This window comes from Acutalibacter caecimuris (assembly GCF_034335085.1).
Taxonomy (GTDB): Bacteria; Bacillota; Clostridia; order Oscillospirales; family Acutalibacteraceae; genus Acutalibacter; species Acutalibacter caecimuris.
The window spans coordinates 88,114-112,946 of the sequence record NZ_JAWXXJ010000003.1; the positions used below are offsets into that span (position 1 = coordinate 88,114).

Here is a 24,833-nt window from a genome sequence, read left to right on the forward strand (position 1 = left end):
CTGTGAGTGGTTAAGCATTTTATATATTTTCCTTACCCCTGCCATGCCGGCCCGAAACGGGCCGGCTGTGGGGAGGGAGAAAAGGTTCCCGGTTTGTGGCCGGGAACCTTTTTCCTTTTGCTTTCATAAGATGGGTTAGGGCTGGGACGGGCCCGCGTGGCGCCGCCTGCCTTCCACGCCCGGCAGGCCCGCAGGCATCGGCCTGCCGACTATGTAAGCGAGGTGATTTTTATGGATAAACCAGTGATCCTGGTGAGCTCGGTGACATATGCCATGAAGAGCCGGGATCTGCTTTTTAAGCGGGGGATCAGGGCCTTTGTAGAGCGTATACCGCCCACCGTTACCACCGGATGCGGGTACGGGGTCTATGTACCCAACGGCGCCGACGAGGCAGAACGGATTCTACGGGAGAACCGCATTAAGGTGCTGGGCCGTAGGGAACAGGAGGCATCGCCATGATTTATCTGGACAACAGCGCTACCAGCTACCCAAAACCGATGGCCGTACGGCAGGCTATGTCCCAGGCGATGGTCGAGTACGGGGCCAACCCTGGCCGGGGTGGGTTCCCGATGAGTATGCGCACCGGGCAGGCTGTGTATGCGTGCCGGAAAGCAGCGGCTGCGCTATTTGGTGCGGCCGGGCCGGAGTGCGTGGTGTTCCAGCCCAGTTGTACCCATGCCCTTAATCTGGTAATGAAAGGGTTGCTGCGGCCCGGCGACCATGTAGTGGTTAGCGATCTGGAGCACAACGCGGTTATGCGCCCCCTGACTGCCCTGGCGGAGAAGGGGGTCAGCTTTACAGCGGCAAAGGTGACCCCCGGCGACAATGACGAAACCATGAACGCCTTCCGGGCGGCCATGACCCCCAAGACCCGGCTGCTGGTGTGTACCCATGCCTCCAATGTATTTGGGGTGCGTACGCCGGTGGAACGGCTGGCGGCGCTTTGCCACCAATACGGGGCAAAGATATGCGTAGATGCCGCCCAATCGGCGGGGATACTGCCCCTGAACATCGGCGACAGCGGTGTGGATTATCTCTGCTGCGCAGGGCACAAGGGGCTATTCGGGCCAATGGGCACCGGGCTGCTGGTCTTACGCGACTCGGAGGACAAGTTGGGAACGCTGGTAGAGGGGGGCACAGGCACCCAGTCTATGAGCCTACTACAGCCGGACGCCCCGCCGGAACGTTATGAGCCGGGTACCTTAAATGTACCGGGTATCATCGGCCTGGGGGCGGGCATCCGTTTTGTACTGAAACAGACGCCTGAAAGGATTTACCAGGAAGAAATGGCCAGGGTAGGGCACCTCTACCGGCAGTTGAACCGGCTGAAGAAAGTGCGGCTTTACACGCCGCCCCCGGCAGCGCCCTACTTTACGCCGGTGCTTTCTTTTAACGTGGAAGGAATGTCCAGCGAGGAGGTGGGCGGCATTTTGGCCCGGCAGGACATTGCAGTGCGTTGCGGCCTGCACTGTACGCCTACAGCACACAAAAAAATGGGTACCGAAGAGGGCGGCACCGTGCGGGTGTCGCCGTCGATATTTACAAAAACAGAGGAACTGAACGCTTTGGTGCGGGCGGTGGGCAGGATATAAGGCAAGGGTATGGTCAACCGGCCCCGGCCCGGCTTGTGTCAATGGCGCTGGGGTCAGCGCTTTGCTGTACCCGCTTTATAGAAACTGCCTGCCGGCGGGAATGATACGGCCCCCATAAGGGCTTGGGAAAAGGCCTGAAGGTTTTTCCCAGGCTATATGGGGGCCATACTGTAGATCATTTTAGGTAAAATATCAAGTTCTGGCAAAAAAGTCTTTTATTTGTTCCCGGCTTGTGGTAAAATACTTTTAAGAGTGGCCAATGGGAAGGACAAGTCCCAGGGCCGGGCCTGCGGGGCAGTGGATCACATACAGGCGGGCAGGATATACATGGAAGAAAGGAACGATAGCCGTGGAAACTATTATGGAAAACATAACCCGCATGGGGCAGACTGTGCTGAACCTTGCCCGGCAGTTTACCCTAAAGGACGCCTTGGACGTGGCCATTGTCACGATCTTGCTTTATGGGCTGATCAAGCTGGTGCGGGATACCCGGGCCGGGCAGTTGATGAAAGGCGTTATCCTGCTAGTGGCGCTGTTCCTTATCTCTGACTATGGGCAACTGCTGGTGCTCAACGGCATCTTAAAGGCCTTTTTGCAGTCTGCCTTTGTAATGGTGGTGATCCTGTTCCAGCCGGAGATCCGCAAGGCGTTGGAGCAGATGGGCCGCAGCAAGGTGGCCCAGTCCCTGACCAACGCGGTGGGGGCCAGAGGGAAAACCGCCCAGCGTACCGAAACCCGGCAGGCCATTGCCGGGGTGGTAGAGGCCACGGCGATTTTGCAGCAGTTGCGTATGGGGGCGCTGATCGTCTTTGAGCGGCACACCCGGCTGGGGGAGATCATCTCTACCGGCACGCTGGTGGATGCCGGGCCCTCAGGGCAGTTGATTGCCAACATATTCTTCAACAAGGCCCCGTTACATGACGGCGGCATGGTGATACGGGAAGGGCGTATCTGCGCGGCAGGTTGTATTTTGCCCCTGACTGCCAGCGACGCGGTAAGCGCGGAACTGGGCACCCGGCACCGGGCGGCCCTGGGGATGAGTGAGAACTCGGACGCGGTGGTGGTGGTGGTTTCTGAGGAAACTGGGCAGATTTCCCTTGCCATGGGCGGGCGGCTGACCCGGAACTACAACCGCATGACCTTGGCGGAAACCCTGGAGTCCGAACTGGTAGGCCAGCCGGAAGGCGTTACCACCGGCGGCCTGCTGGGCCGGTTGGGCCTGGGCCGGGACAAGGATGGGCAGGATGACAGGTAAACAGCCGGGTGCAGGCCCTGCGGTACGGGAGGTATGAAGGTGAACACGAAAAAAGAGAACAACAGCAAAGAGAAGAAAAAATTCCGGCTAAGCGGGCTGCTGTACCACAACAGCTTTGTACTGGCCTGTTCCTTTGCGGTGGCGCTGGTGTCCTGGTTTGTTATAGCCGCCGGTAGCGACATGAACCGAACCTACGTCATCCGGGACGTGCCGGTAAATGTGTCGCTCTCCTCGCAGGCAGAGGCAGATGGGTTGCGGGTATTCAACCAGTCCTATAATACGGTGGATATTGAGGTTTCCGGCAGTTCCCTAATCACCCGTGCCCTGACGGCCGATGACTTTGAGGTAACTGTGGCGCTAAACCCCACCTCTACCAAGCTGACAGGCAATACTACCCAAAAGCTCAACGCCTCCGTGCGGGTGGCTAAGCAGAATTCTTATTCAGACTATGAGATCGTTTCAGTGAGCCCGGAGGAAATTACCCTGGAATATGACCGCTTTAAAGAAACGACCCTAAACATTGAAACGGACATCTCCTTTACCGCAGGCACAGGCTTTTATGCAGGGACGCCGGCACTTTCTGAAGAAAAGATCACGGTCAGCGGGCCGGAATCTGCGGTGAACAAGGTGAGCCGGGCCATTGTGACCTACAGCTTAGATAACCCCTTGCGGGAGGACGACAGCCGTTCCTGGCTGGTCAAGCTGTTCGACCAGGATAACCAGGAGATTTCGGATTTGGCAGAGCTATACCTGAGCCGGGATGTGGACTCGGTGCAGGTGACGATCCCGGTCAGGCCGAAAAAGACCGTGCCACTGATTGTCAGCACCGCCCATGTGCCTGCAGATTTTTCCAGCGCGCGGATCACTGTGGAGCCGGAGAGCGTGGAGTTGGCCGGTTCGGCGGAAACCCTTGGCAGCATTACGGAGATACGGCTAAACAATGTGATCGACTTTGCAGAACTGGATCTGGATCAGCGGACAGCCAGCTTTACCATGGAGATACCCCTGCCGCCGGGCACCCAAAACCTGACCAGCAGTGGCGCCAACACCGTGAGCCAGGCAAAAGTAACCGTGAACCTGAACGGTTATCGCAAGACCACAGTCAGTGTGCCAGAGAGCAATGTGCAGATGCTGAACGCGCCCACCGGCGATTTGGAGGCTATGTTGACCACCCGGACGCTGGAAGTGACCCTGGCTGGCCCGGAGGCCCAGGTAAACCGCCTGACAGGGGATTCGGTAATGGTGCAGGTGGATATGAGCAATGTGGAGGCAAGGTCCGGCAGTGTGGATGTGCCGGTAACGGTGTCCATCAGCGGCACGGCAGGGGACGCCTGCTGGGTGCTGGGCTCGTATACCATGACCGTGACCATGCGCGCAGCCGGGAATACCACGCCCTCGCCCGGCCCAAGCTTAGATGCCGGTGACTGAGCCCAGGTGTTGACCCCATACAGGAGGGCTATATGGATGTAAAAGTAGGCGACAAGCTGCTGATGAAAAAGCCCCACCCCTGTGGCAGCAGGGAGTTCCTGGTGCTGCGGGTGGGCATGGATTTCAAGATCAGGTGTCTGGGCTGCGGGCGGGAATTGATGTTGCCCCGGCTTAAGTGCGAGAAAAACATCAAAAAGGTGGAGCCGGCAGGCTGAACCCCTTGAGAACCGGGTACCGGCAGGGCGCATACAGCCCGGCCGGTATGCGTTCTTTCGGCTGTGGCCAGGCTCATGATGGGAAACGGGAGAAATGTATGTTTGAGAACTTGAAGGTATTTGAGAACCGCTTTGAGGAGATAGGCCAGAAACTGTATGACCCCCAAAGCGCGGCGGATCCGGCGCTGTTTGCCGCTTTGATGAAGGAGAGCCGGGAATTGGAGCCCATTGTGGTGGCCTATCGCCAATACTGTGCAGCCGAAGGGGCCATTGTAGAGGCAAAGGAACTTTTGGAGAGCGGCGACCCGGAATTGCGCCAGTTGGCCCAGGCCCAGCTCAAGGAGAATGAAGGCCTGTTGCCCGGATTGACGGAGGAGATCCGGCTTTTGCTGTTGCCCAAAGACCCCAATGACGAGAAGAACGTCATTATGGAGATACGGGGCGGCACCGGCGGCGAAGAGGCAGCTTTGTTCGCGTATGACCTGTACCGGATGTACACAGCCTATGCCCAGCGGCAGGGCTGGCGCACGGAGATTGTGAACCTGAACGAAACAGAACTGGGGGGCTTTAAGGAAGTCAGTTTCCTGATCGACGGGGCCGGGGCCTACTCTAAGCTGAAGTTTGAGAGCGGGGCCCACCGGGTGCAGCGGGTGCCAGAAACGGAAACCCAGGGGCGCATCCATACCTCGGCGGCCACGGTGGCAGTGCTGCCGGAGGCGGAAGAGGTGGATGTGCAGATCGACCCCAAAGACCTGGAGATCGATACCTTCCGCTCCAGTGGCGCGGGAGGGCAGCATATCAATAAGACCTCTTCGGCCATCCGCATTACCCACATACCTACAGGTATGGTGGTGGAGTGCCAGGATGAGCGGAGCCAGTATAAAAACAAGGATAAGGCCATGAAAGTATTGCGGGCCCGCCTGCTGAGCCGGGAGCAGGAAAAGGCCAGCGCCCAGGTAGCTGCCCAGCGCCGGGGCCAGGTGGGCAGCGGCGACCGCTCCGAGCGGATACGTACCTATAATTTCCCCCAATCCCGGGTGACGGACCACCGCATTGGCCTGACCCTGTATAAGCTGGAAGAGGTGCTCTCCGGCGGGTTGGACGAACTGATCGACGGGCTGATTGCCGCCGACCGGGCCGCCCGGCTGGAAGAGGCGGAGGGTAGCCGATGATCACGCAAAAGCTTACCGGCGCGCCGGAAGATGTGGTCCGGGCCGGGGAGATTTTACGCGGGGGCGGGGTAGTGGCGATCCCCACGGAAACCGTGTACGGCCTGGCTGCTAATGCCCTGGATCCTGCGGCGGTGCAGAAAATTTTCGCGGCAAAGGGCCGGCCGATGGACAATCCGCTGATCGTACATATCACCAAAATAGAGCAGTGGGCGCCGCTGGTGCGGGAACTACCCCTGGAGGCCCTACGGCTGGCCGAGGAATTCTGGCCGGGGCCCCTTACCATAATTTTGAAAAAATCGGGCATAATACCTTTGGAAACCAGTGGCGGCCTGGACACCGTGGGGGTGCGTTGCCCGGCCCATCCCTTGGCGCGGGCGGTCATAGACGCGGCGGGGAGGCCACTGGCTGCACCTTCAGCCAATCGGTCCGGGCGGCCCAGCCCCACAGGGTTTGCCCATACCTTTGCCGAATTGCAGGGCCGGGTAGACGCTGTGTTAGATGGCGGCGACTGTGCGGTGGGGATGGAGTCCACGGTGGTAAGCCTGGTGGGCAGCACGCCCCGGCTTTTGCGGCCCGGCGGGGTCACTGTGGAGGAACTGCGCCGGGTGCTGGGGCAGGTAGAGGTAGATCCGGCTGTAACGGCTATGTTGGCCCCTGGCCAGCAGGCGGCCTCTCCGGGCATGAAGTATAAGCACTACGCGCCAAGGGCCCAGGTGGTTTTGGTGGATGGCTCGCCAGAGGATTACATCAAGTGGGCTAACGGTTGGGCAGGGGCGCTTCCCCTCGGACAGCAGGCTTATGCGGCAAAGATTTTGGGCCCGGATCCTTGTTCGGAGGGGCTGGCGGGGCGGGTGTTCGCCCTGTGTTTTGACGAAACGGCGGATAGGTTGCGGATCCCGGCAGTGACATACGGTCCCCGGTATGACCGGCAAGCCCAGGCCCGGCAGCTTTTTTCGGCACTGCGCAGGTTAGACGAGGCAGGGGCGGCACTGGTGTTCGCCCAGCGTCCCAGCCCGGTGGGGGTGGGGCTGGCGGTATACAACCGGCTGCTGCGGGCCGCGGCTTTCCGGGTAGAGCAGATGCCCGCGCCTATGGTCATTGGGCTGGTAGGGCCCAGCGGGGCGGGGAAATCTACCATAGGGCAGGCGCTGGCCCGGCAGGGCTTTGGGGTGATTGACTGCGATAGGCTTACCCGCTCGGAAAAAGTATACGGCCCGGCCTGCATTGCCCAGTTGCAGGAAACGTTTGGGGAGGACATTGCCCCCGGCGGCAGATTGGACAGGCGTAAGCTGGCAGGACGGGCTTTTGCGGATGCGAAATCAGCCAGGCGGCTGGGGGAGATCACCTTCCCATGGATCGAGAAAGCGGTACGGGAAGAGGTGGCCCGCCTACAGGCTTTGGGGGCGCCAGTGGTGTTGGATGCGCCCACGCTGTTTGAATCAGGGCTGGACAGGGCCTGTGGCAGGATATTGGCCGTGACCGCCCCGGAAGAGGAACTGCTCCGGCGTATTACCCTGCGGGATGGGTTGACAGAAGAGCAGGCCCGGCAGCGGCTTGGCGCCCAAAAACCGGTAGCATTCTATGCAGCGCGTGCAGACTTTGTTATCAGCAACGGTCCGGGGGAGGATGCGGCAGACCAGGCGGCTGAGATTGGAAAAAAATGGAAGGGAAGGTGAGCCCATGAAACGGGTTTCGGTCAGGCTGATCGTAGCGGCTGCTATTTTGGCAGCAATGGTTTTGGCCGGGACACTGGCTGGGCCGCCGGTAGCCGGCTGGGCCATGCGGTTGCTGTATCCCAGGGAATTTTCGGAAATCGTCAGCCGGGAAGCAGGGGAGTTTGGCTTGCCGGAGGAACTGGTGTATGCGGTGATACGGGCGGAGAGCGGGTTTGACCATAAGGCCACGTCCCGGGCCCAGGCCAGAGGGCTTATGCAACTGACAGAGGGCACTTTCCGCTGGATGGCAGAGGAATATCCGCCGGAAAACGGGGGCAGGGATGTGTTCGACGCCAATGACAATGTGCACTGTGGCTGTGCCCTGCTGCGGCTGCTGATTGACCACTATGGCGACTTACGGGTAGCCCTAGCTGCCTATAATGCAGGCATGGGTAACGTGGACAACTGGCTGCGTGACCCCCAGCTTTCCCCGGACGGGCAGGAACTGGAGAAGATACCCTTTCCAGAAACAGCGGCCTATGTAGAGCGGGTGCAGGAGAACCGCGGCGTCTACCAACGCCTTTACAGTAAAAAAGGGGCGTAACCATAGAGGGTTATACCCCTTTTTTACGCTTTCGGCCCGAACGCAAGAGTTTGTTTTAAAACCCACAAAATAGCCAACACCGATATAGGCAAGGCAGATGCTGGCGTGGAAATAGAGAGCCATCTTTCCCCTGCCTGGTGGAGAAACGGCGGTCGTTTTTGAACTTAAGGAATAGATTTTCCACCAGATGGCGCTCTTTGTATATGACAGTCTATATGTCTGGGCTGCTTGGCAGTAAGTGGCTTGGAATGATCACAATCCCGTTGCGTCCCTCTATCCAAGGGACAAATTTACCACTGCCCCTTATCGGACAGAATGCGCTTGCCGTTTCAATCAAGTGACTCCAGCAGAGCCTGCGCCATATGGCGCGCGTGTTTGAGAGGAACTACGTGTCACATTCCCTGCAAATTTGGCCGACACCGGACTCCACTAGGATTTTTACTCCGTTTCAACTGCCGCGTCCTCCTGGTCTTTACTTGTGTCATCTTTTGCGGTGGATACTTCCAGATCAAAAGAGATATGGACATCTTCAATGGCCAGATTGGGAATGCCGGTCAGGGACAAAAAAGGCGCCTCAATATGACGCTCCTGGGCGTGGATGTTTCCGTCCGCTCCCAGCACATTTTCCTGGTAACTAAATGCTACCATACGGACCTGGCCATTTTCGTCAATACCAACGTCCTTCACAAAGTGGGCCAGCGCCATGCTCATGTCTGTCTGGGCTTTTATGGAGGCGATTAGGGGCGTGTAAACCATCTTATCAGTCGGCAGATGGTTTACAATTTCACCCACAATCGCATGATCCATATGGTCATCTCCTTATAAGTTGTTTTTGTATATGTGCAGCCGCGAAATGAACGGATTCTGTGGCTGATTACCGGATTAGTCCTTCTTCGACTTTTCCACTGGGCTGGCATCCTTTATCAAAATCAGATTGGAAAGGCGGGGAGCGGCAGCAAAAAAGGGCACAAAAAGAGCCTGTATGCGTTCTCTGGAGTTATCCAGAAAGTGTATACAGGTTTCTTTGTGATTATGAAAGGCTAGGACACAAGCGGAAAGGCCCGGCCACTGCCGAAAAACGCAGTGGTCAGGAAGATTGCTTTAGCAAAACGGGATTGAACTGGCGAAAAGATAGGAAACCGGAAATATCAATACCCATTTTGTTGATTATTGTCCCTCCCCTTCATGGTAACGGTTTTTGAGAAAAAGGCATGGAAACTGGAGCGCTGCTGAGAGGATTGACTACATTCTGGTTCGGATTACTTTTCTACAAGAATTGCGAGAGTTGGACTCTGCTCACTATATGCGTTGCCTGCTACATCACTATAATACTCACATATTTTGAAACCAGTGTTAACCATTTCCTCCCCTAATGTGCTTTTTGAAAAGTAAGTGTCCCAAATATAATAAGTCCTTACGTTTTCATTTGTAAAGACAGATGTTTGCTTAAGCGTTACATTATTGGGGTATTTACAGGTTCGATCCAATGTGATATGTTTTTCAGGGCTCCAAAACCCTCCGCCAGAAAAGGCATTCCACGTTTGACTTTCTCGGAAGGTATAGAACTGGGCAAGAGAGAAGACATCAAGTAAAAGCTTTCCTCCAGGTTTTAAATGCTGGTGAATGAGTCTTAGTAAGGCTATCCTATCAGATGTGGATAATGCGCCATAATCACAGTAAATCATTGTTGCGAGGTCATATTTCTCGCCAAGTGACAACCTTAAATAGTCCTGGCAAATGTAATGGATTGGCAAATTCTTCTTTTTTGAACTTTCTTGGGCATAAGCAATAGAATGAGGTGAGATATCGACACCTGTGACAGCGTACCCCATTTTAGCATACCTCTCGGTATAAAGACCGGGACCGCATCCAATGTCTAGGATTGCAGAATACCTTTCAGGAGGCATTGCCTTGCCGATCCACGAAACGGACTTTTCTATAAATTCCAAATTCCGGCTTGCCCCATCAAATGTTGGGTTTAGATGGGCATCCAGCATTTGCATAGAAATGTAATCGTCATCCCAAAACGGCACGTCAGTTTTGGTGTAGAGAGCGGGTTTATCAAATAGTGGTGCTAACTCAAGGGATTGAATTAAAGCTGCCATGTTTACTTCCCCTCGTCTAAAATGATATTCACATTATATCGAATACGTAGATTTGAGTCAAGACGCTAGTGTTTGGGAGGGACGCAATAAAAATGAATTGATTACCCATTACAGAGCAATTGCGTCATGAGAAGTTATCCTGTTCGTAATGAATCATTGACAGATGCAATTTTTTGTTGAAACCAAAGAACTCGAGGAGAGCACTCTGGGTTTTGATGGTTTATTGACGCTGTGCCAGACGGAAAGGTTAGAAACGGATGGTGCTAGATATGAAAAAAACGCAAAATACACGCCATAGAGAGCGGCATCGTAGACCGCATCCCACCACCCAAAAACACGAGAAAAGCCCGGGATTCCTTGGAATTTCGGACCAATCAGACTTACCGCCAGGCAAATCTTTGGAAGGGGGAGAAGGATTCGGCCTCGCCTACCGGCTCGGTTAGTTCGCATAATGAGAAGAGCAGGCAAGACTTGAAAAGATGCCAGTAGCGCATAGTAACATAGAGTTAGCAAAGATTGATTGCACCACAACCAGTCAGCATTTCATCATCGGTTGTGAATGGGACCATACGATGCAGCAGGCAGTTGCCCGCACAGATGAAAAGACACAGCGCTCACAAATGCAGCCGCCGAACTGCATCATCCCTTAACTCTTTCCCCTTAAACAGGAGTATCCCAGCTAGAGCTACTAAGCTTATCCCCGCGCATATTACAGAGGGATATATCACTCTCAGCACGCCGCACAGCAGCAAAATCAGTGGAATTAGTCCGGCAAGAATGCAGGAACTCAAGCTGAATAAATAATCCGCCGGACGCATGGACAGAACCCACACGACAATGAAAGCTGCCAACTGCGCACAGGGAATCAAGATAGGCAAGACAAAGTCTAGGGACCACCCTACAAACCCGGTGCAGAGATCCCATGCGAAAGTGGCGGCGGAAATGGCCGCCAACTGCCAGAGAATAGCTTTCATGGGGCTGCCCCGCTTATGGACGGTGACACCCAGAACCAGCCAGGTGCTGGCCAGGGAGGCAATGACAAAAACACTCCACCAGCCGGTCTTGGGCAGGCTGAAGTTCACGGCAGAGCAAGTGATGGCTATAACCACCGTAGCAAAGGCAGCGAGCCTGAGAATCAGCCGCAAAGGCTTTTGCACAGAGGGGAGAACGGGGTAGACGTTTTCCTCCCTATGTCCTGACAAGGGGCTTTGGCAAAGGGGGCAGCGCTGAAACGAACCCCGCACATACACCCTACATTGTTCACAAAACAGCATTTGCATCCGCCTCGTCTTCCATATTGGTAGTCAGCGTCACCTCCAGCCCCAGCCGAGAGAGTTCCTGAAAGAAGACTCGTTCTATCTCCCGGGAGCGGTAGGGGCTTGCGAAGGTGATAACAAAATTGTCCCCAAAGGACACAGAGCATGCCTGCAAGCAGCCAGCACATGTGAGTACGCCAAACTGCCGGATATATTTCTCAGAACCTTCTGGCATGGTAAGCTTTCCCACATTGGAGAAAGAAACTGTGGCGGCTTGGGCAGCTATGCGGTTGGCGGCCCGAAGCACCAGGTCTTTCACAGGCAGAGGCACGATCCGTGCAGGTAAGCTGTGTTCTAGGGCGCAGAGGCTGTCCACATGGGCTTTGAGCCTTTCCATGGTAAGCATCTCCTGAAACTCACACTTTACTTTGGTAAGCACAGATTCCAAACAAGGGTCATTTTTATTGAAATCATAGCTTACATGAATAATGGCAAAAAAATTCCGCGATGAAAAAGAGGGGAAATACTTCCGAAGATTTACAGGGACGGTAGCAACCACTGGTTTTTTGCGGCTGCGAATTGTCATGCCCTCATAGATGGAGCAAAGGAGAATGGCGGTCAGTAATTCCGTTATGGTAACGCCGCGGGAGCGGGCACAGGCCAGAAGATTTTTTATAGGAATGGTCCCCTCCAATATGCCTAGCTTGCTTTTTGGCAGACGCTCTCCGGGTATCTGGTAAGCGGGAGGAGAAGAAACAAAGCGGCGAGCGGGTTTCTCATAGTATTTTTGAAAACTGTCCGTTTCCTTCTGCCGGTCAGATATGCCTAAGACAGGTATGCGGTTTACGGAAAGATTATCCTCCGGGTGTTTGATACAGAGGTATTCGTAGACTAGAACCCGTAAAAAGTCAAGGGCCCCAGCCCCGTCGGACAACACATGATAGATTTCCAGGCAGATACGCCGCCGGTAGTAAAGCACGCGGAACAGTAGGCTGGGCTGGGGAGATGGATAAATAGGAAAACATGGGGGCAACTCCTCCTGGCGGACAAGGGCAGGCAAAGGGCTTCTCTCCAGATAATACCAGAACCAGCCGCGCCGGAGCTGGCAGCGGTAGATGGGGAACATCGCAAGAGTTTTGTCAAGAGCTGCCTGCAAAGCAGTGGGCTCCACATCCTCTACCAGTTCACAGAAGAACCGAAACACCTTGGAATCATGGGCAGAGCTGGTGGAGGGAAATATCTTCGCGGCGTTGTCCAGCCGCCACCAAGGCAGATAGTTCTTATCGCTCATAATTACCCTCCAGGAAGGAATTTATGATGGCATAGGTTTGTTTAACGTGCTTAAACCACACCGGCAGGGAGAAATAGCCGTGGAGAGCGTCGGGAATACGGTGTATCTCCACATAGTTTCCCGCCTCCCGCAACTTTTTTCCATAAGCCTCGCCTTCATCTCGCAAGGGGCAGAACTCTGCGGTAATAAGCAGTGTGTCTGGCTGGATTTCAAAGGATGCCGCTGCCAGTGGCGCAAGGTAGGGGTTTTCCCTGTCTGCTTCGCTGGCGTCATACAGGGAAAAATACTCCTGCACCCGCTTGGAGGTAAGCAGATATCCGGTTCCGTTCTCCCGAACAGAGGGATAGGGCGAGTTCTCCGAGTGATCGTTTCCCACTGCGGGGTAAATAAGGATCTGCCGGCGAGGTAGGAATTCTCCCCTGTCCCGGGCCATAAGAGAAACTGTGGCAGCCAGATTTCCCCCGGCGCTATCCCCTATAAGCACCACCCTTTCAGGCGGGATATTCAGTAGCCCGCTGTGCAGGAAAACCTCCCGGGTAGCTGCGTAGCAGTCCTCCACCGCTGCTGGGAAAGGATGCTCAGGGGCCAGCCGATAGTCAACAGAGGCCACGATACAGCCAGTATGGGCGGCCATGTCCCCGCATATCCCGTCATAAGAGTCAGTAGAACCTGTTACCCAGCCGCCTCCGTGAAAAAACAGCAGGACGCAGCTCCTCTTTTGCTGTTTGGGAGAAAAAATACGCATGGGGACCTGGTATTCACCAGAAGATATGGTATGTTCCCATATTCGGTAGAGCCAAGGCTTTCTAGCCCGGCGGGCTGTCAGCTTTTGCAGCCTGCGCTCCACCAGGTACATCTTTTCTGCGTCCAAATCTGGATAGGACAGCAGGCTAAGTGCCACCAGCATGGCTTTGTTGATGGGCATATCGGCTCCTTTTGGTTCAAGATTCAAGCATAGTATTGTGATTATTATACTCTTGTGGGGGTGGTTTGTCAAATTTGATTGCGTTCTTTCATGGCCTTTACAGAAAGGATGGAGCTATTGGTCACGCGGTAAAAATCCGTTATCACATCGCAGAACTGTTCCAAGGTGTGGCCTTGAGAGGAACTCTTCTCTTTCAATCTTCTAAAGTATCTGTCTGCAATGGATTTAACATCTTTTGCCGGAACAAAGATTGTACCCTTCTTAGAAACGTCAACTGTCCAGACAGTGCCAGCCCAATCGTAAATATCTTCAAAAAATATTGGTGAATAGCTTGTACTGCGCAAAATCAAAATTACCGTCGAGAGGTTTGCGCTCCAATTCGGTGGTTTTGTATAGGCAATGGCAGTTTCTATAACAAGCTGTTTGTTATCACGAATATCAAATTTGTTTATCAGATAGATGGTGCCTTCATAGCAGTTGTCCGTTAGCGTGTCCAATTCGTAAGCCACCAGGCAGGCGCCCCGGCTTTCTGGATATATTGATCCAAGGAAATCTCGCCGCGCAGGAGTTGACGGCACCATTCCTTACTCTGCTCGTCAATTTGAAATCTCTCCTTTTCAGTCGAAACAGATGCAATCTCGATTACCGTGTCAAGGGACATGAACCTTGCTTTCTGGTTGTAATATAGCGTAAACAGCGCTACAATTCAAGAGGTGTGTGGATACACCGGGGTATGGAAAAATATCTACTCCTCCTGCCCTCCCAACAGCAGGATCGGTTCAATGCGCAGATTGGAGTTGACAAGTAAAACAGAAAGCAACAGAACACATAGGAGCAGGCTACCCGGTATGATAAAATAGAGCATTTTTTGCAGCGATAGAGCCTCATCGTCCAGCGTGATATCAGCTCCAGAGTTCTCGCTCTCTGCCCAGAGGCTATAATCCCGGCTGAAATACGCCGTCTGTATATTTTCCTTCGGCTCGCCCATACTCATATCGCCAACCTCTGGATCCACACCCGTCTTAGCCGCCATAGGCCGCTCCTCCTGAAACTCTACATTCCCCATGGCCCAGCTTACCCAGCTCCCCAGCGCCACTGCGGGGATCGCCAGCACTAAAATCCCCGACACCAGCGATACCCGGCACTGCCTTTTTGACAGTCCCATGCTCCGCTCAATAGCAGTCCTCTTGCGCTCCTTTATCACGAAGAAGTACAGGAGCAGCACTATCACCGTCAGCGCCGAAAGCGCCCCTACTGCCAACAGGAGCATAGAGCTGAGCCGGGCGTTTTTCAGGGTCTGCATGACTTCTTCATAGCCGTTGTCGTCATATACTATCTCCAGCTTTGAGGTTTCGGGGACAGCCTTGTGCAGGGCAGTGTTGAACTCGGCTATTTTCCCATTAGTTATCTGGAAGGACGTGCTCCAGGAGTTCATAGGGGCATAATAGACGATGTTATTCTCATCAGAGGCGGTAATGGACCTGGACGGCACAATGACCGCCTCACCATAGAGCTCGCCGGAGCTGGGATATAGCTCCCGGTAAATCCCCACGACCTCGTACTCGCCCTCAAAGAATACATCAAAGGGTTTCCCGTGTATATCCAGGGATTTGAACGTGGTAAATGGCATGGAAAACTCGAAGGAATCCATGGCGGTGGGTTGATAGCCGTACAACGCCATCTGCATGGGCAAGTTCAGCTTATCACCCACCCGGACACCGCTTAGAGCGACGATATTGGATATCATGCAAACCTTGGCACCCTGTTGAAATTCCTCTGGTGTTATCTCACGACCTCGATCAATATAGGCATTCTTTGCGTGGAAAGTAGGCAGGAGCTGTACTCCATTGGTAGGAATGACTGGCAGCCAATGGCGATCCCAGAGCTCAATTTGATTTATCCACTCCATCCAAACCTTGCCCAACTCACCAGGCTCCCAGAAATCCCCGGTGATTTCGTCGCAGCGGTGTATATCATCATAGCTGTGCAGGCCTGGGAGAAGGTCGCTCTCTATCTGCTCTCCAGTCGCCGGGTCACACTGTGTTGTAGTGGGCGCTCCCAAAGGCATATAAACATCCAGGCCGCTTTGCTCACTTTCATAGCGCTCGTATGAAAGGTTACCCATATAGCTCTTTCCAATACTCAGAGTATTGGGCTTCTGCATCCACTGCTGATCCAAGAATATTTCATCCCCAGGTTCCAGGTCTTTTTCTGTCCAACCAGTGCCAACAAGTGTGTAACCCTTATATTCGTAGTCATTGTAATGAGCTTTCACAATGCGTATCTTTAGCAGTTCCGTCTTGGGTTTGGAATTGCTGTCTTCCAGCGGAGTAAACTCGACTATATGTACGCTTTTGGAGGAAATTTGAAAGTGAGAAACGTCATCCCTGGCATTCATTACCCGCGCCAAATAGTATGGACGGGTCTCCGGTGGGTTCACATACTCCGCCCCCTCAAAATTAAGCATATCCGCGTGTAAAAGCGCATCGCTGGGCTGGCGGTTCTGGGTCACCGTGGCAACGGTGGTAAACTGGCTCTCGGCCGCGTCTATGCGCTGGTTCGTTTCAGTCATGCTAACCGCCGCAAAGGTCAAAAGCGCTGTGGCTGCCGCTATGAGCAGGAAGAATATCAGGGCCTTGCCGGGCCTTCTGAAAAGCTGTTTCAGGCTGTTAAGAAACATACATTATACCCCCTCAGTCGTTCTTTGTCAGCAGCGTAAGGGTATCGAACCGTAGAAGCTGGATAAGCGCCAGGATTGTCCCTATGCTTGCACAGAGCAGATAGATGAGAAGTATTCCCAGGGAGTCCCAAAGGGATAATCTGATTTTGTACACCAACGGCGCCATAGCTATGCATCCGCCAAGAACCTGGGTCAGCACCGCGGCGCAGAAGTGTACAAGGCTGATGCGCAGCCGGGGCTCCCCTAATGAACTTGCCACGGCCATGTCCCTTCTACTGCCCCTGAGTACCAAGAACACGGCCAGCATAACCATCACCGTTATCAGGGCAAAGAAGGGCAGCCGGAAGGAGCGGTAGGTCTTCAAGTTCTTCCGCAGTTCCTCGGCGGTCTTGATGAATAGCTCGTCCTCCATGGAGATGGCGTCGCAGCCGTCGATGGTTTCGGCTATATTCACCCGCTTGAAACCCAGGGCGGGCAGCGCCTCCTTGAACTCAGTCAGGCGAAGGGGATTGCGGAGCACCACGGAAAGGGAAGAGTAGGAGAAGTGGGCCCCGGCGCTTTCTGCCGCGCCGCGCAGCCAAGCCACCGGGACCGCCACATCCGGGGAGCGCTGACCATTGACCTCGTTATAGGGGTAGGAGGCCACTATCTTCAGGCTCTGCTGGCCCATGGAATCGTAATGGCCGCCCATGCTGCTGCAAGTTAAGGTGTACATGGGCAGGCTAAGGATATCTCCAAGGCAGAGCCCCGTCTGCCTGAGATATGTTTCCGACACGCCGCACACAGGCTCGTCCCCTGAGAGAAAGCCGCCGGTATAGCCCGCGGACAGGGTCAGGGCGTTCCCATCGACGGCAGGCAGGGTTTCGGGGCAATTCGCCGCCACAATATAGGTATCGCCTCCTGCAAAGGGATCTTGGCTTTGAGCACTGTCGCTGAAAGCCCCGGCGGCTTCCGCGGTACACAGCAGGCCGTGTACATCCAGAGATGTGAGGGCGTTAAAATGCTTTGTTTCAACAGAAAGCCTTGAGGTCCGGGTGCCGGAGCGATTCACCACTCGGGCGGTGACGGGGATACTCTCCGCCAGATTGTCCAGCGTCGCCTGGCTGACCTCTAAGCTCCCAAGGTAGGCCCCCATACTTGCCACCAGCATGACAGCAGCCAGAATAAGCACCACAGAGCGTCCGGGCGCGCGGGTCAGACGGTAGTTGATCTCAGCAAAAATGAACATAGAAACTCTCCCTTGGAGTCCGGCTCAGACCGGGCTCTTTTTTTCAGCCTTCTCCTTGTGATGACCTGCTCTATGCCCTGGAGCACCGGCGCCCAATTTATGTCCGAGGATAAATCCAACAGCACGGTAAGGATGTCTAGAATATCGGTTGGCTTGTAGGTCTGGGCAGAGCAGACTTGTATGGCTTAAAACTCGTTGTAGGGCACAGTGGGGGCGTAGCACCTGGCGTTTTTCCGGCCTATACCGCCGTTGTCAATGGGCAGGAGGTAGCCCTTGGAAATCAGCTCATTGGCAAAGAGGTGGAAGGACTTCTTTGCAAACATGGACTCGTCGGCACTGGCTTTTTCCAGAACCTCCTGTTTGTTCAGGGGATGGAAGGTTTCCAAGAGGATCCGTGGCAGGACAAGTTCAGAGTCTGCTACCAGGGGATGGTTCTTTTTGGACATGAAAATTCTCTCTTTTGTGAAAGTATAATCATACTATATTCTAAGTTACCTAAAAAGTCAATGGGGAATAGTAGAAAAAAGTGATTCTGTTTATTGACAGAGTAGAAAGACAATATTTAGTAAAAGACAAGATTTATGTGTGAAACAGGATTTGTGCTCTTCCAAAAACAGAATAGATTAACAATACTAATTTTCATTTCGCAAGGGGCCAGTCATGAGTATACTCAGCGCCGAAAAGCTATCCTTCCCTTACTGGAGCAAATACCAGATGGTACATACCTTGGACGATGTGTGCCGTGAATTTGGGCTTGGTAAGTTCTACGCGATTGTGGGCCAGTCCGGCAGCGGCAAGACCACGCTCCTGTCCATGCTGGCAGGCCTCGGTAATCCGGACGAGGGATAGGTGATCTCAGGTGGGAAGACTGTCCGAGAAATAGGCAGTGAGCGCTACAGGTGAGAGAATGTATCAGTCGTACCTGGAAGTACGCAAAACGTGAAAGAGGTGTGTAGGAGGGATGGGGTAGAGTACACGCCTGGCCGAGAGGTGAAGGTCGGCAAGGCCAAAAGAGCCACCAGAGAAACACAAGAGTTCAGCTTTGCTGAACTCTCGTGCCGCTGAATGAGGCCGCAGCGCAGGCGGTAAGGGAGTTGCGCCAGGAGCGAGACTTCGGCCCCACAGCGCCCCTCGTGAGCGACGAGAAAGGCAACTACACCAGGCCGGTGAACTTCCGAAAGAGGTACTACCGAATTCTCAAGGCAGCGGGGATAGAGCAGAAGGGCCTACACAGCCTCAGGCATCATTTTGCCACGCAGTTGATAAACGGGGTGAAACAGCCCGACGGGACCCTCATGGCACTTTCACCCCGCCAAGTAGCCGACCTCCTGGGTCACTGTACCTCACAAATCACCGAGATGTATTACGTCAAAAAAGACACCACACGCCTGCAAGGAATCACAGATGGGTTCAATTTTTAGCGAGAGCAAGCCCGCACAGGGGGGAGCGCCCAAGAGTTTTGATGATTTATTGATGATGTGCCAGACGGAAAAGTTAGAAACGGATAACGCCAGATGCGAAAAAGCACAAAATACACACCATAGAGGTCGGCACTATAGACCGTATTCCCTCCCCCCTCCCTAAAATATAAAAAGTTCCAGGAATCGCATGATTCCTGGAACTTGGAGCGTAAGCGCAAAGCGCGTCGCTTTGGCAGGGGCAGAAGGATTCGAACCCTCGGCACGCGGTTTTGGAGTGGATGTGGGAAAAGCATTAACGGACATACAACAGCCGGTTTTCCGCGCGGTTGAGGGGTCTGTGTTTCTGAAACCCACGCCCCAAAAGTTTTTGATGATTTATTGATGATATCCGAAATTCTCTACCCGAAAGGAAGGCGAAAAGCACCTACAGCATATGAATGGCTCCTATTAGGAACACTGTAATATCAAGGCTTTTCGGAGCCTGCAACCACAAAAAAATAAAATTAGAGCTATCACATTACGCAGAAAGCCGTCCGGGAAGAAAAAACGGGCGGCTTTTTTGCGTGGATAGCCGGGAGGGAGGCGAAAAAATAGTAACAAACTTTTAACACAAAATTTGTGCAACATTCACGAAAATAAAAAGGAGGTAACGAATGACAGACGAAAAGCTGAACACGAGCCCGGAGGAAAATCCCCAGCCCAGCCTGTTCGATACGGGCCCGGCTGAGGCTCCCACGCCGGAGCCCCCGGCCCCGGAGAAAGCCCCCGAGCAGGCCGCCGGGGAACCACCCGCGCAGGATGCCCCCGCTGGGGCCCCCGGCGAGGTGAACGTATCCGCTGACCAGATTGAAAAGCTGATGGCGGAGCGCCGGGCGGCGGAACGTGCGGAGGTGGAGAAGAACGAGCCGCCCGAACCGGAACAGCCGCCCACCCCGGCCCCGGAGGAAAAGGCCCCCGCCAAAAAGGGAAAGGCCGCCGAGGAAAAAACGCCCACCCCGGAGGATAAGCCCAAGGGCAGGCGTGGCCGCAAGCCGAAGGAGGAAAAAGCGGAGCCCGGCAAGCCGGGAGGGACGGGGGCCCGCCGTGGCCGCCAGGCCAAGGCTGACAAGGCGGCCACGGACAAGCCCCCGTCCCCACCTCGAGACAAAATGTCCCAAAGCAAAGGGACAAAAGCCGCCACGGTAAAGGGCAAAGAAGAGGCCCCCGCCGCTCCCCAGCCTGCGCCGGAAGCGCCGCCCCAGCCCCGTGACGCGACCCGCGCCGAAAAGGAAGAGATTGTTTATCTCAACCTCTCGGAGCTGTTCCCGTTCAAAGACCATCCCTTTGGTGTCCGTGACGATGCGGAAATGAAAGGGCTTGTGGAGTCCGTCAAGGACAACGGCGTACACCAGCCCGCGCTGGTGCGTCCCCGGGAGGGCGGCGGCTATGAAATCATCGCGGGCCACCGCCGCCAGCGGGCCAGTGAGCTGGCCGGGTTTGCAAATATGCCTTGTATCGTCCGCAACATGACGGATGACGAGGCCATCCTTGCGATGACGGACGACAACCTGCGCCACCGGGAAAAGATTCTGCCGATGGAAAAGGCCCAGTCTCTGAAAATGCAGGTGGAGGCCATCAGCCACCAGGGGACGAAGATGGAGGGCGTGGCCGCCGGGGACGTGGGGAAACGCTCCACGGAAATCGTGGGGGAACGGAACGGCATGAACTACAAGCAGGTACAGCGGTATATCCGGCTGACCGAGCTTGTGCCGGAGCTCCAGTCTATGGTGAACGAGAAAAAGCTGTCTTTCACCCCCGCTGTTGAAATCTCGTTCATCAAGCCCAAAAACCAGAGGTTTATCGCCGTTTCCATTGAGGGCGAGCAGGCATCCCCCTCGCTCTCCCAGGCCCAGGAGCTCCGCAAGCTGGATAAGGAGGGGAAACTGAACGGCGATGTGATTGACGGCATTTTGAGCCGTGAGAAAAAGGAGGTAGACAACCCGTTAGCGTATATCCGCAACGAGGCCGATATTTTGAAATTCGTCAATACCTTAATCGCCAACACCAAAGGCGAGGGCAAGGAGGGCGACCCGTTCTGGACGAAATCAGAAACGCTTTTATACTGCGCCCTTATCGCCTATATCATCTTCGAGGGCCCGGACGAGGACAAGAACATGAACACGCTGGTAGACATGATTTCCGGCATGGAGGTCAAGGAGGACGATGACGATTTCATGAACGCGGTGGACTATATGTTCGCCGGGCTGGAAAAGCGCAAGCCGGACTGTTTCGCGGTCAAGCAGTACAAAAAGTACAAGCTGGCCAGCGGCAAGACTGCCCGCTCCATACTGATTTCATGCGGTGCGCGGCTGGCCCCCTTTGACATCCCGCAACTCCGGGAGATTATGAGCTATGACGAGATGGAGCTTGACAAGCTGGGGGACAGACGGACGGCGGCGTTCTTCATCATCAGCGATACCGACACCACCTACAACTTTATTGTAGCTCTGGCGTTTTCGCAGATGTTCAATCTCTTGTGCGAAAGGGCGGACAACGTACACGGGGGCCGCCTGCCCCATCATGTGCGGGTGCTGTGGGACGAGGCCGCCAACACCGGGCAGGTGCCGAACCTCGAAAAGCTGGTGGCGGTCATCCGCTCCCGGGAGGTGAGCCTGACGCTGTTCTACCAGCAGTTGGCCCAATGTAAGGCAATCTACGACAAGAACGCGGAAACCATTTTAGGCAACATGGACAGCGTGGTATTCCTCGGGGGCCGGGAGGCCAGCACTATCAAGGAGATTTCCGAGAACTGGCTGGGGAAAGCGACTATCTCCATGCAGACCGAGGGCCGCTCCCGTGGGCAGTCGGAAAGCTACAACCAGAACACCCAGCGGCTGGGCCGGGAGCTTATGACCCCCGCCGAGCTTGCCACCATGCCCGGCGACAGGTGCATCCTGCAACTGCGGGGCCTGCCGCCGTTCTACTCCCGGAAATACGATTTGAAACAGCACCCCAACTACCGATACACGGCGGAGGCGGACAAGAAGAAAAACGCCTTTTCGCTGGAGCGGCTTATCTGCCGCCGTATAAAAAAGCTCAATCCCAACGAGCAGTACACCGTGTACGAGGCGGACGTGCCGGACGGAACGCCCATAGACGAGGACGAGGACATCCTCAACTATGACGATTTGGACGACCCGGACGCTTTTGTATAGCTTTGGGACATTTTGTCCCGAAGTGTCACCTGCCGCCTATACCGGGCGGCTTTTCTTGTGCCCGGGAAAATCCCGGAGAAATGGAGGACTATATGGCATTTTTCGCATCCGCTATCACCACTTTGCAGACCCTTGTTATCGCGCTGGGCGCGGGCCTCGGCGTTTGGGGCGTTGTCAATCTGCTGGAGGGCTACGGCTCGGACAACCCCGGCTCCAAAAGCCAGGGCATGAAACAGCTCATGGCCGGGGGCGGCATCATCGTCATCGGCACGACCCTCATCCCGCTGCTGTCGGGCCTGTTTTAAGGGCGGCGGCTTATGGACTTTCTCACCGACTGGCTCACAGACTGGCTCAAGGAGCTTTTGATTGGCGGCATCATGGGGAACCTTGAGGGGCTCTTTGATACCGTCAATGCCCAGGTCGGAGAGATTGCGGTGCAGGTAGGGACGACCCCGGCGGCATGGAACGCCGGGGTTTTCTCCCTTATCCGCCAGCTTTCCGAGACGGTGATTTTACCCATCGCCGGGCTGGTGCTGACCTTTGTTGCCACCTATGAGCTGATACAGATGCTCCTTGAAAAAAACAATATGCACGAAGTAGACGTGGCGAACCTCTACAAATGGATGTTCAAGACCGCGTGTGCGGTGCTGATACTTTCCAACACGTTCAATATCGTGATGGCCGTCTTTGACGTGTCGCAGAGCGTGATTTCCCGCTCTGCCGGGCTGATACAAGGCTCCACGGCGGTTTCGCCGGATATGCTGAACAACCTCCAGACCACGCTGGAGGGGATGGACTTGGGCCCGCTCCTTGGGCTGTGGCTCCAGTCCTCGGTCATCGGGCTCACCATGCAGGCGCTGGGCATCATCATCTTCGTGCTGGTGTACGGAAGAATGATTGAAATATATCTGCTGACCAGCCTTGCGCCCATCCCCGTGGCGACCCTCTCCAACCGGGAGGTGGGCGGCATGGGGCAGAACTACTTAAAATCCCTTTTCGCCGTGGGCTTTCAAGGGATGCTGATTTTAGTCTGCGTCGGCATCTATGCGGTGCTGGTGCAGAACATCGCCGCTGGGGGCGACCCCATCGGCGCGATATGGGGAACCGTGGGCTATACGGTGCTCCTTTGTTTCATGCTGTTCAAGACCGGGACAATCGCCCGCAGCATCTTCGGAGCCCACTGATTGAGCGGCACTTCGGGACAACTTGTCCCAAAGTCCGGGAAAGGAGGCCGGATATGCCGAGGCGTTACAAGCTGGGCCCGGAGGGTGAGATGCGCCGGGCGTGGGGCGGCAAGCTCCCGGAGGAATTTGACCAGCGGGATATGCTGGCGTTCATGGCTGAAACCGACCTGCAACTGCAAGGGGCGGTATCAGCGGAAACCCTGTCCGCGATAAACGCGGCAGGCTATGACTATATGGGCGGGGCGGTCATCCCCCGTCCCGGAAAGGAGGATTTATCTATGGCGAACACACAGACGGCGGTGCAGACCGCCGAGGAGCTGGCGGCGGCCCAGGAGGAAATGCGCCGTCTGATTTTCGAGGCCCCTATCGCGGAGCTGGCAAAACACCAGGGCATCAGCGTGGACGAGGCCGTGGCTCTCCGGGTGGAGCAGAACCTTGCCGCCGCCACTATCCCCATCGAGGTGTCGGTGCGGCCCATTGAGCCCCAGGGCAAGCTGATAGGCTTTGCCAGCGTCAACTTCGGCGGCGTGGTGGTGGATGACTTCAAGGTGGTGAACGGGCAGAACGGCATCTTTTTGGGTGCGCCCTCAAAACCCGACCCCACCAGCAGGACAGGCTACCGGGCCACGGTGCGTATCAATGACCGGGCCACCCAGGAGCGGCTGAACGCGGCGGGGGTGGAGGCTTACCATTCGGCGGTTGAGAAACTTATCGCCCGGGCCGAGGCGGTACGCCCCGCGCCCATCCGGGAGCAGATGGATAAGGCGGGAAAGGAGGCCGCGCAGAAAAATGCCGTCCGCCCCGCCCCGGCAAAGGGAAAGGAGGGACGGGATGCCAGATAGCCCGGCTTTGGGACAAAATGTCCCAAACCTTACCCCGGAACCCTCCGGGCTCTACCTTATGGACGGCATCGCGGGCCTGCGTTCCCTCCCGGAGCACTCAGTAGATATGCTGCTGACCGACCCGCCCTACGGCACGACCCGCAACTATTGGGACGTGCCTTTGCCGCTCCCGGAGCTGTGGGAGGCGGTGCGCTGGGCGGTCAAACCCTCCGGGGCGGTGCTGTTCTTCGCGCAGTGCCCCTATGACAAAATCCTCGGCGCGTCCAACCTCTCCATGCTCCGCTATGAGTGGGTGTGGTATAAAAGCCGCTGTACGGGATTTCTCAACGCCCGCCGCGCCCCGCTGAAAAAGACGGAGAATATTCTGGTGTTCTATCGGCGGCTCCCCTTATACAACCCGCAGTTTGAACAGGGCAAGCCCTACAAAAAGATTGCGTCCCAGCGCGACCAGAGCCCCAACTACGGAAAGTTCGTCCGCTCCGGGAGCGGCTCGGAGGACGGGCGGCGGTTCCCGGGGAACCTGCTTTCGTTCCAGACCGTGGCCCATACCGTCCACCCCACCCAAAAGCCCGTGGAGCTGTGCGAATATCTGATAAAGACCTACACCGCCCCCGGCGAGGTGGTGGCGGACATCTGCGCTGGCTCCGGCACGACGGCCATCGCCGCGCTGAACACGGGCCGGGAGTTTATCTGCTTTGAGACGGCCCCGGCCTTTTACGGCCCGGCCACGGAGCGCATCATGCAGGCGCGGGCGGCTGTGGCCGCTGGCGGGAAAGGAGTGTGAAA

At 55.5% G+C, this 24,833-nt stretch carries 23 protein-coding genes and 2 pseudogenes; 16 read left to right on the top strand and 9 right to left on the bottom strand.

Annotated elements, in window-relative coordinates; genetic code table 11:
* The first annotated feature begins 156 nt into the window (after positions 1–156).
* From U8U01_RS02790 to U8U01_RS02825, 8 genes are all read left to right on the top strand, one after another.
* A complete protein-coding gene (locus tag U8U01_RS02790; RefSeq protein WP_322170073.1) occupies positions 157–459 on the top strand; it encodes a putative Se/S carrier protein in 303 nt (100 codons plus the stop codon).
* Positions 456–1,592 (top strand): aminotransferase class V-fold PLP-dependent enzyme, encoded by a 1,137-nt coding sequence (locus tag U8U01_RS02795; RefSeq protein ID WP_322170076.1) that lies wholly within the window; start codon positions 456–458, stop codon positions 1,590–1,592. The genes U8U01_RS02790 and U8U01_RS02795 overlap by 4 nt, the downstream gene beginning before the upstream one ends.
* A gap of 361 nt (positions 1,593–1,953) precedes the next feature.
* Positions 1,954–2,847, top strand: a complete 894-nt coding sequence (gene cdaA / locus U8U01_RS02800; RefSeq protein WP_322170079.1) for a diadenylate cyclase CdaA — start codon at positions 1,954–1,956, stop codon at positions 2,845–2,847.
* Positions 2,848–2,886: 39 nt separating this feature from the next.
* A complete protein-coding gene (locus tag U8U01_RS02805; RefSeq protein WP_322170082.1) occupies positions 2,887–4,275 on the top strand; it encodes a CdaR family protein in 1,389 nt (462 codons plus the stop codon).
* A 32-nt stretch (positions 4,276–4,307) separates the two neighbouring features.
* The gene (locus U8U01_RS02810) at positions 4,308–4,490 is read left to right on the top strand and encodes a DUF951 domain-containing protein (protein WP_322170083.1); all 183 of its coding nucleotides are present in this window, start codon (positions 4,308–4,310) and stop codon (positions 4,488–4,490) included.
* 98 nt (positions 4,491–4,588) lie between these two features.
* The gene (gene prfA, locus U8U01_RS02815) at positions 4,589–5,662 is read left to right on the top strand and encodes a peptide chain release factor 1 (protein ID WP_322170352.1); all 1,074 of its coding nucleotides are present in this window, start codon (positions 4,589–4,591) and stop codon (positions 5,660–5,662) included.
* Entirely contained in the window at positions 5,659–7,338 is a 1,680-nt protein-coding gene (locus U8U01_RS02820) for an L-threonylcarbamoyladenylate synthase (protein ID WP_322170086.1), read from the top strand. Before prfA ends, U8U01_RS02820 begins: the two co-directional genes overlap by 4 nt.
* Positions 7,339–7,342: 4 nt before the next feature.
* Entirely contained in the window at positions 7,343–7,921 is a 579-nt protein-coding gene (locus U8U01_RS02825) for a lytic transglycosylase domain-containing protein (RefSeq protein WP_322170090.1), read from the top strand.
* Positions 7,922–8,359: 438 nt separating this feature from the next.
* On the opposite strand, the gene U8U01_RS02830 is transcribed toward U8U01_RS02825, so the two are convergent.
* The 9 genes from U8U01_RS02830 to U8U01_RS02870 form a co-directional block, all read right to left on the bottom strand.
* A complete protein-coding gene (locus U8U01_RS02830; RefSeq protein WP_322170091.1) occupies positions 8,360–8,728 on the bottom strand; it encodes a DUF2589 domain-containing protein in 369 nt (122 codons plus the stop codon).
* A 452-nt stretch (positions 8,729–9,180) separates the two neighbouring features.
* Positions 9,181–10,026, bottom strand: a complete 846-nt coding sequence (locus U8U01_RS02835; RefSeq protein WP_322170093.1) for a class I SAM-dependent methyltransferase — start codon at positions 10,024–10,026, stop codon at positions 9,181–9,183.
* 614 nt (positions 10,027–10,640) lie between these two features.
* Positions 10,641–11,306 carry a DUF6320 domain-containing protein gene (locus U8U01_RS02840; protein ID WP_322170095.1) on the bottom strand — a complete coding sequence of 222 codons (666 nt, stop codon included), beginning with the start codon at positions 11,304–11,306 and terminating at the stop codon, positions 10,641–10,643.
* Positions 11,287–12,573, bottom strand: a complete 1,287-nt coding sequence (locus U8U01_RS02845) for a hypothetical protein (RefSeq protein ID WP_322170097.1) — start codon at positions 12,571–12,573, stop codon at positions 11,287–11,289. Before U8U01_RS02845 ends, U8U01_RS02840 begins: the two co-directional genes overlap by 20 nt.
* Entirely contained in the window at positions 12,563–13,498 is a 936-nt protein-coding gene (locus tag U8U01_RS02850; RefSeq protein ID WP_322170100.1) for an alpha/beta hydrolase, read from the bottom strand. Before U8U01_RS02850 ends, U8U01_RS02845 begins: the two co-directional genes overlap by 11 nt.
* 68 nt (positions 13,499–13,566) lie before the next feature.
* Positions 13,567–14,007 (bottom strand): hypothetical protein, encoded by a 441-nt coding sequence (locus U8U01_RS02855; protein ID WP_322170103.1) that lies wholly within the window; start codon positions 14,005–14,007, stop codon positions 13,567–13,569.
* Positions 14,008–14,243: 236 nt separating this feature from the next.
* Entirely contained in the window at positions 14,244–16,178 is a 1,935-nt protein-coding gene (locus U8U01_RS02860; protein ID WP_322170106.1) for an ABC transporter permease, read from the bottom strand.
* A 13-nt stretch (positions 16,179–16,191) separates the two neighbouring features.
* Complete coding sequence (locus tag U8U01_RS02865) at positions 16,192–17,406, bottom strand: hypothetical protein (protein WP_322170109.1); 1,215 nt, start codon at positions 17,404–17,406, stop codon at positions 16,192–16,194.
* A 185-nt stretch (positions 17,407–17,591) separates the two neighbouring features.
* A complete protein-coding gene (locus U8U01_RS02870; protein WP_322170112.1) occupies positions 17,592–17,852 on the bottom strand; it encodes a hypothetical protein in 261 nt (86 codons plus the stop codon).
* Between the two features lie 214 nt (positions 17,853–18,066).
* Here U8U01_RS02870 and U8U01_RS02875 point away from each other — a divergent pair, with 214 nt between their 5' ends.
* The 8 genes and pseudogenes from U8U01_RS02875 (at position 18,067) to U8U01_RS02910 (ending at position 24,831) form a co-directional block, all read left to right on the top strand.
* A complete protein-coding gene (locus U8U01_RS02875) occupies positions 18,067–18,255 on the top strand; it encodes an ATP-binding cassette domain-containing protein (protein ID WP_322170116.1) in 189 nt (62 codons plus the stop codon).
* Between the two features lie 206 nt (positions 18,256–18,461).
* On the top strand, positions 18,462–18,827 hold the full coding sequence (locus U8U01_RS02880; RefSeq protein ID WP_322170119.1) for a tyrosine-type recombinase/integrase: 366 nt from the start codon (positions 18,462–18,464) through the stop codon (positions 18,825–18,827).
* 1,148 nt (positions 18,828–19,975) lie between these two features.
* Positions 19,976–20,437: pseudogene (locus tag U8U01_RS02885) on the top strand (ParB/RepB/Spo0J family partition protein); the annotation flags it as partial.
* A gap of 366 nt (positions 20,438–20,803) precedes the next feature.
* Positions 20,804–22,021: pseudogene (locus U8U01_RS02890) on the top strand (VirD4-like conjugal transfer protein, CD1115 family); the annotation flags it as partial.
* Positions 22,022–22,113: 92 nt separating this feature from the next.
* On the top strand, positions 22,114–22,326 hold the full coding sequence (locus U8U01_RS02895; protein WP_016316823.1) for a Maff2 family mobile element protein: 213 nt from the start codon (positions 22,114–22,116) through the stop codon (positions 22,324–22,326).
* Positions 22,327–22,338: 12 nt separating this feature from the next.
* Positions 22,339–23,205: a VirB6/TrbL-like conjugal transfer protein, CD1112 family gene (locus U8U01_RS02900; RefSeq protein ID WP_301382976.1), complete on the top strand. Its 867-nt coding sequence runs from the start codon at positions 22,339–22,341 to the stop codon at positions 23,203–23,205.
* Between the two features lie 53 nt (positions 23,206–23,258).
* The gene (locus U8U01_RS02905; RefSeq protein WP_322170128.1) at positions 23,259–24,047 is read left to right on the top strand and encodes a septation protein SpoVG family protein; all 789 of its coding nucleotides are present in this window, start codon (positions 23,259–23,261) and stop codon (positions 24,045–24,047) included.
* Positions 24,037–24,831: a DNA-methyltransferase gene (locus U8U01_RS02910; protein WP_322170131.1), complete on the top strand. Its 795-nt coding sequence runs from the start codon at positions 24,037–24,039 to the stop codon at positions 24,829–24,831. The genes U8U01_RS02905 and U8U01_RS02910 overlap by 11 nt, the downstream gene beginning before the upstream one ends.
* The last annotated feature ends 2 nt before the right edge of the window (positions 24,832–24,833 follow it).

Excerpts from the sequence above, each read along its gene's own strand:
- U8U01_RS02795 (WP_322170076.1), top strand. The coding sequence starts at position 456 with ATGATTTATCTGGACAACAGCGCTACCAGCTACCCAAAACCGATGGCC.
- cdaA (WP_322170079.1), top strand. The coding sequence starts at position 1,954 with ATGGAAAACATAACCCGCATGGGGCAGACTGTGCTGAACCTTGCCCGG.
- U8U01_RS02810 (WP_322170083.1), top strand. The coding sequence starts at position 4,308 with ATGGATGTAAAAGTAGGCGACAAGCTGCTGATGAAAAAGCCCCACCCC.
- prfA (WP_322170352.1), top strand. The coding sequence starts at position 4,589 with ATGTTTGAGAACTTGAAGGTATTTGAGAACCGCTTTGAGGAGATAGGC.
- U8U01_RS02820 (WP_322170086.1), top strand. The coding sequence starts at position 5,659 with ATGATCACGCAAAAGCTTACCGGCGCGCCGGAAGATGTGGTCCGGGCC.
- U8U01_RS02825 (WP_322170090.1), top strand. The coding sequence starts at position 7,343 with ATGAAACGGGTTTCGGTCAGGCTGATCGTAGCGGCTGCTATTTTGGCA.
- U8U01_RS02830 (WP_322170091.1), bottom strand. The coding sequence starts at position 8,728 with ATGGATCATGCGATTGTGGGTGAAATTGTAAACCATCTGCCGACTGAT.
- U8U01_RS02835 (WP_322170093.1), bottom strand. The coding sequence starts at position 10,026 with ATGGCAGCTTTAATTCAATCCCTTGAGTTAGCACCACTATTTGATAAA.
- U8U01_RS02840 (WP_322170095.1), bottom strand. The coding sequence starts at position 11,306 with ATGCAAATGCTGTTTTGTGAACAATGTAGGGTGTATGTGCGGGGTTCG.
- U8U01_RS02845 (WP_322170097.1), bottom strand. The coding sequence starts at position 12,573 with ATGAGCGATAAGAACTATCTGCCTTGGTGGCGGCTGGACAACGCCGCG.
- U8U01_RS02850 (WP_322170100.1), bottom strand. The coding sequence starts at position 13,498 with ATGCCCATCAACAAAGCCATGCTGGTGGCACTTAGCCTGCTGTCCTAT.
- U8U01_RS02860 (WP_322170106.1), bottom strand. The coding sequence starts at position 16,178 with ATGTTTCTTAACAGCCTGAAACAGCTTTTCAGAAGGCCCGGCAAGGCC.
- U8U01_RS02865 (WP_322170109.1), bottom strand. The coding sequence starts at position 17,406 with ATGTTCATTTTTGCTGAGATCAACTACCGTCTGACCCGCGCGCCCGGA.
- U8U01_RS02870 (WP_322170112.1), bottom strand. The coding sequence starts at position 17,852 with ATGTCCAAAAAGAACCATCCCCTGGTAGCAGACTCTGAACTTGTCCTG.
- U8U01_RS02875 (WP_322170116.1), top strand. The coding sequence starts at position 18,067 with ATGAGTATACTCAGCGCCGAAAAGCTATCCTTCCCTTACTGGAGCAAA.
- U8U01_RS02895 (WP_016316823.1), top strand. The coding sequence starts at position 22,114 with ATGGCATTTTTCGCATCCGCTATCACCACTTTGCAGACCCTTGTTATC.
- U8U01_RS02900 (WP_301382976.1), top strand. The coding sequence starts at position 22,339 with ATGGACTTTCTCACCGACTGGCTCACAGACTGGCTCAAGGAGCTTTTG.
- U8U01_RS02905 (WP_322170128.1), top strand. The coding sequence starts at position 23,259 with ATGCCGAGGCGTTACAAGCTGGGCCCGGAGGGTGAGATGCGCCGGGCG.
- U8U01_RS02910 (WP_322170131.1), top strand. The coding sequence starts at position 24,037 with ATGCCAGATAGCCCGGCTTTGGGACAAAATGTCCCAAACCTTACCCCG.